Consider the following 2,731-nt stretch of genomic DNA (forward strand, 5'->3'; position numbering starts at 1 on the left):
GAACTGGCCGCGGCCCTGTCGCACCAATTGGCGGCCGATGCACCGGGCGCGGTCCGCGTCGGCGTGAGCTTCCGCGCGCGCGATGGCGCCTACTGCCGCACCTTCACGTACCAGTCCACCGCGGGCCTGGCCTGCCGCGTGGGCGAACAATGGTCCCTGCCCATGCTGGCCCAGACTACGCCCACGACCGCGGCAGGCAGTACCTACCGCCAGGCCTCCTCCATGCCCGCCGCCATCCTCGACGCCGTCGATGCCCGCATCAACGGTCCCGCCCTGGACGCCGCCGCCGAAAAAGCCGCCGCCGCCCAGGACTGGCGCGCTGCCCGCTGATGCGGCCGGCGCGCTCCAGCGGCCAGCGGCCCTCAGCTTACGGCGTCAACGTGAAGTTCACGTTCGACTGGTTCTGCGTGCCGATGTCCACCTTGGCCACCGACTTCGCCGCATAGCCCGTCGCACTCGCATCGATCTGGTACATCGCCACGCCCGGCGTCACCGTGGCGGCAGGCGCAAACACGAGCGGCAGTGCGCTGCTGTAGACCGCGTACTGCGGCGCCTTCAGCGGCAGACCGTCGATGCTGTACGCCCCCGTGCTCAGGTCCGCACCCTTGTAGCGCACCGTGACCACCGGCCCCGCCGCGAACGACTGCTTGGCCGCCACATACGCCGCCTCGGTGCTGCTGGCCGGAGACAGCGTCACCGTGCCTGCGATCGAACCCACCGCGCTGTCAGCCAGCGCAATCGGTGCCGCCGCCGTGCTGAGTGCAGTGGTGCTGGATGTGGAAGCCACGGGCACCGCCCCGATCACGCTGGCCGCGCTGTTGTCCGCCGTGATCACCACGTCGTAATTGCCCGGCGCCAGGCGCGCCAGCATGAACTCACCCGTGGTCGCATTCGGCGTGGTGGAGCTGACGATGCTGCCGTTCTGCTGCGCCGACACGGTGACGTGCTTGCCCAGCGCCGCCGTCGCGATGAAGCCCGTGATGCCGTTGATCGCCGACGGAATCACCTTCACCACCGGCTTGAGCGCGTACTTGCCGTTGCCGCGCGTGACCACCGATTTGCAGGCGTCGAAGTCCAGCACCAGGTCGACCTTCTGTCCGGCGGCGACGTCGAATTCGTTCACCAGCTTGATGCCGCTCTGGACCGCGCTCGGCGTCTCCAGCGACTTCTCCGTGCCGCCCGTCGGCACCACCGAGTTGGCCAGGCCGGTGCCCGCGTTCGCATCGAGTACGAGACGCAGCTGCGAGTAGTGCCCCGCTGGCAGCGCGGTCTGGCCGAGCGCGTCGAGCGTGCCGTTGGTCAGGTTGAGCAGGTTGATCTTGCGGGCCGGGTTGAGCGTGATGTCGGTCCAGCCGCTGTCGGTGTCGGACGCGCTGGCACTCTGGTGCACGCGCACCTTGTTGACGGTGATGTTGACGGCGTCGAAGCCGCAGGCCGGAGCATCGGTCAGGGCCACCGACAGGGTGCCCGCCGTGGTGGCTGGCGGGGCCGTCGTGCCGCCGCTGCTGCCACCGCCACCACCGCCGCAGGCTGCCAGCAAGGCCGCGACGGCGGAACAGCCGAGAATGGGGAAAAGGGATGCTTTCATATTCTGTACCTCATATTGATAACGTGTTCCCTGCGGGACGCGTACGCACAGAATATATCTTTAGAGCAATTGTGAATGTGGCCCAACGCACATTGAAACAATGTCTTACACTTGCATCCGCCTGCATTCCTCCGGCTCCTGTCGGAAACGAAAAACGCGCCCTGAGGCGCGTTCTTCACTGGAGCAGGAATCGGCTTACTTCTGAGCCATGATCCACTTGACCAGGGTGTGGGCTTCGGCTTCCGACACCTGCGGGTTGGCCGGCATCGGCACCGCACCCCAGGAACCCGAACCGCCCTTGATGATCTTGGCGACCAGCTTGTCTTCGATGCCCTTCTGGCCTGCGTACTTGGCCGCGACATCCTTGTAGGCTGGACCGACCAGCTTGTTCTGCACCGAGTGGCAAGCCAGGCAGTTCTTTGCCTTGGCCAGATCGGCCGGGTTCTGAGCCATTGCGCCGGCCGAGGCCAGGGCCACCAGTACTGCCAACATCGTACGTTTCATACACTTTTCTCCCTAACGAGTGTGAGGACATTCTACACCGTATCAGAACGTCTCACTATCGATACGGTTGACGTTTGTTGCTGTCCGGAACGCACAATTTGTAATATCCTGTGACTGTTTAAGGAATCGTCCTATGCCGCTCATTCTTCTCATTGTTGCCCTTGTGGCACTGCGCTACTTCGAGGTATGGAAGTTCGCCGGCCTGTCCTGGTGGTGGATCGTCGGGCTGATGGCGCTCGCCTTCGTCTGGTTCGAGTACATCGAAAAAATCCTCGGCCTCGACAAGAAGAAGGAGCACAACGAAGACGAAAAGCGCCGCAAGGCCCGCGTCAAGCAGGCCTTCGACCAGCAGAACAAGAAGCGCTGACCGCTCGCCCGGGCCTTCGCCTGTGATACGCTGCGCATATCACAGAGCCTCAAACAGGGCCTTGGGCATATGAATATCGACCTGCGCGTGCTGCGCTACTTCGTGGTGGTGGCCGAGGAGCTGCATTTTGGCCGCGCCGCCGCGCGCCTGCACATCACGCAGCCGCCGCTCTCCCAGGCCATCGCCGGTCTCGAAGACGCGCTCGGCGCTGCCCTGTTCGCCCGCAACCGCCGCGGCGTCGCGCTCACGCCCGCCGGCGACGTCCTGCTGCC

Annotated in this window: 4 protein-coding genes and 1 pseudogene; 3 read left to right on the plus strand and 2 right to left on the minus strand. The window is 65.0% G+C overall.

Annotated features, from left to right (window positions below):
• Nucleotides 1–330 (plus strand): annotated as a pseudogene (locus E4L96_RS23570) (hypothetical protein); the annotation flags it as partial.
• Between the two features lie 37 nt (nucleotides 331–367).
• Here the strand turns inward: E4L96_RS23570 and E4L96_RS06245 are convergent.
• On the minus strand, nucleotides 368–1,588 hold the full coding sequence (locus tag E4L96_RS06245) for a DUF4382 domain-containing protein (RefSeq protein ID WP_135206357.1): 1,221 nt from the start codon (nucleotides 1,586–1,588) through the stop codon (nucleotides 368–370).
• 195 nt (nucleotides 1,589–1,783) lie between these two features.
• On the minus strand, nucleotides 1,784–2,092 hold the full coding sequence (locus tag E4L96_RS06250) for a c-type cytochrome (protein WP_135206358.1): 309 nt from the start codon (nucleotides 2,090–2,092) through the stop codon (nucleotides 1,784–1,786).
• 133 nt (nucleotides 2,093–2,225) lie between these two features.
• Between E4L96_RS06250 and E4L96_RS06255 the strand changes: the two genes are divergently transcribed.
• Both E4L96_RS06255 and E4L96_RS06260 read left to right on the plus strand, forming a co-directional pair.
• On the plus strand, nucleotides 2,226–2,459 hold the full coding sequence (locus tag E4L96_RS06255) for a TIGR04438 family Trp-rich protein (RefSeq protein ID WP_135206359.1): 234 nt from the start codon (nucleotides 2,226–2,228) through the stop codon (nucleotides 2,457–2,459).
• Nucleotides 2,460–2,528: 69 nt separating this feature from the next.
• On the plus strand, nucleotides 2,529–2,731 hold a 203-nt coding region (locus E4L96_RS06260; RefSeq protein ID WP_135206360.1), incomplete at its 3' end, for a LysR family transcriptional regulator.

Origin of the sequence: Zemynaea arenosa (assembly GCF_004614185.1) — a bacterium.
Taxonomy (GTDB): domain Bacteria; phylum Pseudomonadota; class Gammaproteobacteria; order Burkholderiales; family Burkholderiaceae_D; genus Telluria; species Telluria arenosa.

Coding starts and splice junctions, on each gene's coding strand:
- E4L96_RS06245 (WP_135206357.1), bottom strand. CDS start 1,588: ATGAAAGCATCCCTTTTCCCCATTCTCGGCTGTTCCGCCGTCGCGGCC.
- E4L96_RS06250 (WP_135206358.1), bottom strand. CDS start 2,092: ATGAAACGTACGATGTTGGCAGTACTGGTGGCCCTGGCCTCGGCCGGC.
- E4L96_RS06255 (WP_135206359.1), top strand. CDS start 2,226: ATGCCGCTCATTCTTCTCATTGTTGCCCTTGTGGCACTGCGCTACTTC.